Annotated in this window: 7 protein-coding genes, 1 tRNA gene and 1 pseudogene; 5 read left to right on the top strand and 4 right to left on the bottom strand. The window is 46.7% G+C overall.

Annotation, left to right across the window (positions count from 1 at the left end):
- On the bottom strand, window positions 1-833 hold an 833-nt coding region (gene yejK, locus HP459_RS19985; protein WP_171936708.1), incomplete at its 3' end, for a nucleoid-associated protein YejK.
- A gap of 134 nt (window positions 834-967) precedes the next feature.
- Here yejK and HP459_RS19980 point away from each other — a divergent pair.
- The 3 genes from HP459_RS19980 to HP459_RS19970 all read left to right on the top strand — a co-directional run bounded on the left by HP459_RS19980 (window position 968) and on the right by HP459_RS19970 (window position 3,125).
- Window positions 968-1,195: a YejL family protein gene (locus tag HP459_RS19980; protein WP_001135586.1), complete on the top strand. Its 228-nt coding sequence runs from the start codon at window positions 968-970 to the stop codon at window positions 1,193-1,195.
- A 19-nt stretch (window positions 1,196-1,214) separates the two neighbouring features.
- On the top strand, window positions 1,215-2,975 hold the full coding sequence (gene yejM, locus HP459_RS19975) for an LPS biosynthesis-modulating metalloenzyme YejM (RefSeq protein WP_022648735.1): 1,761 nt from the start codon (window positions 1,215-1,217) through the stop codon (window positions 2,973-2,975).
- Between the two features lie 73 nt (window positions 2,976-3,048).
- A tRNA-Pro gene (locus tag HP459_RS19970) sits at window positions 3,049-3,125 on the top strand.
- A 116-nt stretch (window positions 3,126-3,241) separates the two neighbouring features.
- Here HP459_RS19970 and HP459_RS23590 read toward each other — a convergent pair.
- The 3 genes and pseudogenes from HP459_RS23590 to HP459_RS19960 all read right to left on the bottom strand — a co-directional run bounded on the left by HP459_RS23590 (window position 3,242) and on the right by HP459_RS19960 (window position 4,955).
- Window positions 3,242-3,479 (bottom strand): annotated as a pseudogene (locus HP459_RS23590) (hypothetical protein).
- 56 nt (window positions 3,480-3,535) lie between these two features.
- On the bottom strand, window positions 3,536-3,685 hold the full coding sequence (locus HP459_RS23780) for a hypothetical protein (protein ID WP_317575030.1): 150 nt from the start codon (window positions 3,683-3,685) through the stop codon (window positions 3,536-3,538).
- Between the two features lie 610 nt (window positions 3,686-4,295).
- Window positions 4,296-4,955 (bottom strand): helix-turn-helix transcriptional regulator, encoded by a 660-nt coding sequence (locus HP459_RS19960; protein ID WP_157843919.1) that lies wholly within the window; start codon window positions 4,953-4,955, stop codon window positions 4,296-4,298.
- Between the two features lie 999 nt (window positions 4,956-5,954).
- On the opposite strand from HP459_RS19960, the gene HP459_RS19955 reads away from it, so the two are divergent.
- Entirely contained in the window at window positions 5,955-6,512 is a 558-nt protein-coding gene (locus tag HP459_RS19955) for a fimbrial protein (RefSeq protein WP_113772444.1), read from the top strand.
- 70 nt (window positions 6,513-6,582) lie between these two features.
- On the top strand, window positions 6,583-6,816 hold a 234-nt coding region (locus HP459_RS19950; RefSeq protein ID WP_171936707.1), incomplete at its 3' end, for a molecular chaperone.

Raw genomic sequence — 6,816 nt, 5'->3', positions numbered from 1 at the left:
GTACTGCGATCCGCCGGGAAGCTCTCTTCCAGCTCATAGCCTTTTTCCGCGGTAAATTCCTGGAAGCTGACTTCGCTGACGCCCGCCAGCTCTTTGGACAGCGACTCCAGCTCAATCTCTTCCCCGGCCTGTAACTGCTCGTTACAGTAGCTGTAAACCTGCTGACGCACGGTCTGACGCTCAGATTTATCCAGCTGCGCCTCAGCGGTAAAGTCATCCACCGCCTGGAGCAGACCTTTGTTCTGCGCTTTGGCGTTCAGCCCTTCACTGGCACCGAGGAAGTCCATAAAGAAATCGGCCACTTTGCGGCCCACGCGGCCTTTAAGGAAGGTCAGGTAGCGCGTCGATTCCGGATTGGTTTCCCATTCGGTTAAATCAATACGCGCCACAATATCCGCATGGTTGATATCCAGATAGTGCGTTGAGCTGATATCCAACTGCTCGTTCACACGCATGCTGCTTAAATTATTCAGCACGGTGACCAGCAGATACTCTACCGCCAGATAGCGGTAGTGGCAGAACAGGACGATACCGCCATCGGCGAAGGGATATTTCGCCAGTTCGTCACGAAGACGGCCGGTTGCAGCGCGGCTGAATGCCAGGAAATCCTCTTCGCCCTGACGTTGCAGGCGCAGGCTATCCGCCAGCTCGCTCTCTTCGCTGAACAAGCCATAGGCTTTATTTTTCGCGCTGTAGACGCGATGCAACTCCGCCATCATCTCGACAACGGTAGGCGTTGGTTCCAGTAACGAATCGCGTAGCACCACTTCAAGGGTTTGCTCATCACGCTTGATAAGCTGGTGCAAGGCAATCTGGTTGATTTCCAGACTCATGATAAACTCTCCTTTTAGACCGGGCGGTATTCAACCACCACCAACGCATGTGTGCAACAGAAGATAAAAAAGGGGAAAAAAAGCTGTTGCTACGGTAATATGTCGCCCTTCTCTCAACAAACTGATTTTGATTTATGCCACAACATTCCCGCTACAGTGACGAACACGTTGAACAACTGCTCAGTGAGCTGGTCAACGTACTGGAAAAACATAAAACGCCAACCGATCTCTCCCTGATGGTTTTGGGAAATATGGTTACCAACCTGATCAATACCAGCGTTGCTCCGGCTCAGCGTCAGGCGATCGCCAAATCTTTCGCCCAGGCTTTGCAGTCATCCGTTAGCGACGACCAGGCACACTAAGGGAAACGAACAACAGTTTATGGTGACGAATCGTCAGCGCTACCGTGAAAAAGTCTCCCAGATGGTCAGCTGGGGGCACTGGTTTGCCCTGTTCAACATTCTGTTGGCGATGGTGCTCGGCTGCCGTTATCTGTTTGTGGCGGACTGGCCAACCACGTTAACCGGGCGTATCTACTCGTGGATGAGCCTTGTTGGTCACTTTAGCTTTCTGGTCTTCGCCACCTATCTGCTGATCCTGTTCCCACTGACGTTTATCGTCATGTCGCAGCGGCTGATGCGCTTCCTGTCCGCCATTCTTGCGACGGCGGGCATGACGCTGTTGCTTATCGACAGCGAAGTTTTTACCCGGTTCCACCTGCACCTGAATCCTGTCGTCTGGGAGCTGGTGATTAACCCGGATCAGAACGAGACCGCCCGCGACTGGCAGCTGATGTTTATCAGCGTGCCGATTATCCTGCTGATCGAAATGTTGTTTGCGACGTGGAGCTGGCAAAAGCTCCGCAGCCTGACCCGACGCCGACATTATGCGAAGCCCGTCGCGGCGCTCTTTTTCGCCTCATTTATCGGTTCGCACCTGATGTATATCTGGGCAGATGCGAACTTCTACCGCCCTATTACCATGCAGCGCGCGAATCTGCCGCTCTCCTATCCGATGACGGCACGTCGTTTCCTTGAAAAACACGGTCTGCTGGACGCGCAGGAGTATCAGCGTCGTCTGGTCGAACAGGGTAATCCGGAAGCGGTCAGCGTGCAGTATCCCCTGAGCGATCTGAAATATCGCGACATGGGGCGCGGTCAGAACGTGCTGCTGATTACCGTCGATGGCCTGAACTATTCTCGCTATGAGAAGCAAATGCCTGCCCTGGCTGAATTCGCTGAGAACAACATCGTATTCACTCAGCATATGAGTTCCGGTAATTCGACCGACGCGGGTATTTTCGGTCTGTTCTACGGTATTTCACCGAGCTATATGGACGGCGTGCTGTCGGCCCGTATTCCGGCTGCATTGATTACCGGGCTTAATCAGCAGGGCTACCAGCTGGGGCTGTTCGCCTCTGATGGTTTCAACAGCTCGCTGTACCGCCAGGCGCTGCTGTCTGATTTCTCACTGCCAGCCGCGCAGAGCCAGTCTGACGATCGGACTGCTGACCAGTGGATAGACTGGCTGAAGCGCTATGCACAGGAAGATAACCGCTGGTTCTCCTGGGTTGCGTTTAACGGCACAAATCTTGATGACAGCAATCAGAAAGGCTTCGCGCGCCGCTATAGCCGTGCGGCGGGTGATGTCGATGCGCAGATCGCTCGCGTGCTGACCGCCCTGCGCGACGCGGGCAAGCTGGACAATACGGTCGTCATTATCACGGCGGGGCATGGCGTGCCGCTCGGCGACGAAGCGAAGGGCATGGACTGGTCGCGCCCGAACCTGCATGTCCCGCTGGTGATCCACTGGCCGGGCACTCCCGCGCAACGCATCAATATGCTGACCGACCATAAAGACGTCATGACCACGTTAATGCAGCGGCTGCTGCACGTTAGCACGCCGGCAATTGAATACTCGCAGGGACAAGACCTCTTTAGCGCCACGCGGCGTCATAATTGGGTCACGGCTGCTGGCGAAAACACGCTGGTGGTGACCACGCCGACGCTGTCCCTTGTGCTGAACAGCAACGGCAATTACCAGACGTACAGCCTCGAAGGTGAGAAGCTGAAAGACCAGAAACCGCAGCTCAGCTTGCTGTTGCAGGTGCTGACAGACGAGAAGCGCTTTATCGCTAACTGATTATTTATGAATCAGTTAGCGTTGCTTCCCCCTTGCAATCCAAAAGGAATCGAGTAGTATTCCTTTTATGCGTCGGCACGTAGCGCAGCCTGGTAGCGCACCGTCATGGGGTGTCGGGGGTCGGAGGTTCAAATCCTCTCGTGCCGACCAAAAACACATTGAAAACCAGCCAGTTATGGCTGGTTTTTTCTTGTCAAAATTTTCTCGGGGAATAATGGGGGAATTATTCACGCCATTTTGCCCTACATGACCCGGCAATCATCTCCTTATACACGGTATATAAAAAACGTTACCGGCCCTAGAACCTCAACCTTTTCCAAAGCTGTTCCCTCTATCCTCGCCATCATCCGTGATGAGTTACTTGCCCATTGGTTTAGCAAACTGCGTATGCCCGTAGCATGGGATCAGCAACACGTCACCTGGCGATTTTTTTGTCACAGGTTCTATAATTGCATACCCAACGTCATTTTCAAGCACTCGGCTCTCTGCACTTATATTGCAAATAACAGATGGAGATAGCTAGCGCTCTACGCAGTCTGCAGCTGGTGAGGCAAATCCCATTAGAATACCTTCCCCATATTGCACAGGATCCAGTAACGGTTATCACTGCCTTCGATAGTCTTGTTGGCGAAATCAGGTTGGTGATGTTCGATCCATGCGTTTGCTTCGTCCCGGCTGAAATGCAAGTTCATCTCTTGAATCTTTGTCATAAAGCTGTCCGTGCTCAGGTAGCGATTGCCTTTTGGATTAAGCTGTAGAGCCTCATTGAATGCGGTCTGTATGTCTGCAGTGCGTGGCATATTTACCCCACAAATATACTGTACATAACCACAGAATTGTAGTACCGGTTTTGATGATCAATATAGGTAAAGGCTATTAATTTCCAACATGAGCAAGTTACTTATCCAAACGGGAAGCGAGAAATTTTTAAAAAAATGTGCAAACTGCAACGTCATTTATTCTCGCCATCTGCTATCTGTCCGCGTTGTTTGCGATAACCCTTCCAACCTAAATTCATTGTTCCGGGTTAAACTTCGGACGCCTGCCACCTATGTGCCCCTTGCTGCTGCTAACCCCCGCATTGCTACACGAGACGTTGATAATCAGTTTCTCTTGGGTGGCGTATCTGAGTGAACTGCGAAACGAGGACAATATCTGACAACTTATCCTTAACAAGGTCTTATCATCAGTAAGAGATCATTGACGACTATGCAAAACAATAATTTATTGCGGGATAAGATCTTATTCGCCGATAACAAACAGCCCTTTTTTATAGAATATCCACATACAGAATGGTCGGTTATCGAGTCGTTAATGCTATCAACTTATTGACCATTCGCACTGCGATGTCAGCAACCCTTCATGTTGAAAAAGCCCTTGCAGATTACGCACACCAACTTTTTGATAGATACGTGAACGATGCGCATAAATGGTTTTAGGACTTACGTTTAATGCTTTTGCAATGCTCTCAACGCGTTTACCTTTAAGGATCATGCGAATAATCTGGTGCTCGCGCGATGTAAAGCGTGCCAGTAACTGGTTGTTACTGCTGTATTTCGCCACAGGTGGTCGCAGTATAAAATCTCGGAGATTTTTTTTGATTACGTTAAGCGATGCCCCCTTTGACAAGTAAAAGTCAACATTTGCCAGTGGAAGTTCTTTATGGATCACCAGCATGATAGAACGAAAGATATTCATCCCCTGCATTAGCTTGAGAACATGCGAATTACCTATTAAACGCACATCATAATCAGCTATAAGCAGGCTTTCTTCATTCAGAATTTTATCCTGATAGTTCATATGAAATACGCTTTCACAATGCACAACATTATAAAGTATGCCTTTCTCACTCAAGATCTCAGGCAACATCGAATGTATTAAATATTTCACAGCCAGAAAAAAATACTTATCAGTCGTAATCACGGTAATGGTAGATTCCTGGCAGGTACGTTCTGCGGCTACCTTTACTTTTTTCACCATTTCATTCTCCATTGCGGGCCATTATTCCCCTTCCTTTTTGAACTACCCACCTCGAATAGTTAAACACCATGTTTAAAGAATCAATGACTGTTTTTGACGGAAAAATCCTGGCATAAATCGATTAGTTTTTCTTAAGATTTACTATTCATTGCAATGTGTGAGGTACGTTTTCTTCATTTACCTGATCGGATAAATCTTTACCGTTACTATTTCTCATACGTGTAATTATATGAATACATTTATATTTTTATTCACACAATTTTACATTGTCGTTACCATCACCTAAAGTAATTACTTATTGTTAATCATTAGCTCTCAAGTAAAGTCCTGCCAGAAGTTAAGAATAATCCCATTTAAAACTAAATTTTGTTCTTTTTTCCATCTCTTAAACATCAAAAAAAGGACTTATAGGCATCATTTTATGGCTACAAAGTTCAGTACAGAGCATTAATTGCTAAAATTCATCAAAACAACAACAAAGAATTAACAAAAACATCACAAGAAAAATATTTATACCACTTCTTCTCTCTTGACAATGAGTTTTTAGTGTCATTTTTTTACAAACATGTATTTCCACTTATCAATTGTGATGATGACTGGAATTAGGATTTTTTTCTTAACATCTGAAAGTAATGATTATTGATATCATATAAGAACACAACCTTAACAATAATAATTCAATCACTTAGGATTATTTGAATATTTTTTTATTTAAGATTAAATTCCTAAATTCGCGATAAAACACAAAAACAAAATTAAGAATTTAGTCCTATTTTTAGCGCGTTAACGACTATTAGCTTTACTGAAAGTACATGCAGCATTAGTATTCAATTGTCGATAACCTTTATCAATCCAGGTAATAACATGCTCCGACATCTTGTAGCATAACCTGGTGTTATATTTGTTTTCGAAAAAAGCAGGGTATTAATAGAATTTAATACTCATGCTTCAGCAAATCTTATTTCGCATGAGTATTTTAATATACATGGAGTTTGTAAAATGAACTTGAAAAAGACCTTTATTGCTGCCGCTTTGATAACTGGGGTATTCGGTACACAGGCACAAGCCGCAGATGGGACTATTTACTTTGAAGGTAAGCTGACCGCCACCACGTGTGATATTACCGTAGACGGTCAGGCTTCACCGGCAACCGTTATACTGCCGGAAGTCAGTACTTCACGGTTGCAGACTGCTGGTGAAACTATCGGAGACACTGGTTTTAGCATTCAACTGGCCAACTGCACTGGTGTTACCAGCACATCCACTGCGGCGGCCTTCTTTGAAAATGGCTCCACGGTAGACACCAGCACCTTTAATCTACTGAATACTGACGAGGGCATGACCGATGGTGCAACGAATGTCCAGTTGCAACTGGTTGACAAAGTATCAGAACTGCCATTGCAGGTGGGTAATACCAACCAGACTACAAACACCACACGCATTGATATGAGCAGCGGTTCCGCCAGCCTGCCTTATACCGTGCGTTACTACGCCATGGGTGCAACCACACCAGGCACAGTGAAAAGCCAGGTTAACTTCAGTATCGATTACGAATAATCATAACGGAAATATATCTCCGTAATGACCACAGGCGAGCGTCATGCTCGCCTGATAAGGAACTTCCTCAATGAACTTCAAAACCCCATCTCGTCTTTTTATTTTACTTTCAATTTTTATTACTTTTACTACCCAAAGCGCAGTGATTATTTCCGGAACCCGCGTCGTATATCCAGAGAAAGATAAAGAAGTCTCGCTCAAAATGACGAATAACGGAAAATCACCAGTATTAATTCAGTCCTGGATTGATTCTGGCGAACGCGAGTCCCGTCCAGACACCGCGCAAGCGCCCTTTACCCTAACT

This window comes from Enterobacter sp. CM29 (genome assembly GCF_013179605.1).
Classification (GTDB): Bacteria; Pseudomonadota; Gammaproteobacteria; order Enterobacterales; family Enterobacteriaceae; genus Enterobacter; species Enterobacter intestinihominis.
This window is presented reverse-complemented; position numbering and strand designations above follow the sequence as displayed.

Bases quoted from the DNA above. Each gene is read 5' to 3' on its own strand.
- HP459_RS19980 (WP_001135586.1), top strand. From the start codon at position 968: ATGCCACAACATTCCCGCTACAGTGACGAACACGTTGAACAACTGCTC.
- yejM (WP_022648735.1), top strand. From the start codon at position 1,215: ATGGTGACGAATCGTCAGCGCTACCGTGAAAAAGTCTCCCAGATGGTC.
- HP459_RS23780 (WP_317575030.1), bottom strand. From the start codon at position 3,685: ATGACAAAGATTCAAGAGATGAACTTGCATTTCAGCCGGGACGAAGCA.
- HP459_RS19960 (WP_157843919.1), bottom strand. From the start codon at position 4,955: ATGGTGAAAAAAGTAAAGGTAGCCGCAGAACGTACCTGCCAGGAATCT.
- HP459_RS19955 (WP_113772444.1), top strand. From the start codon at position 5,955: ATGAACTTGAAAAAGACCTTTATTGCTGCCGCTTTGATAACTGGGGTA.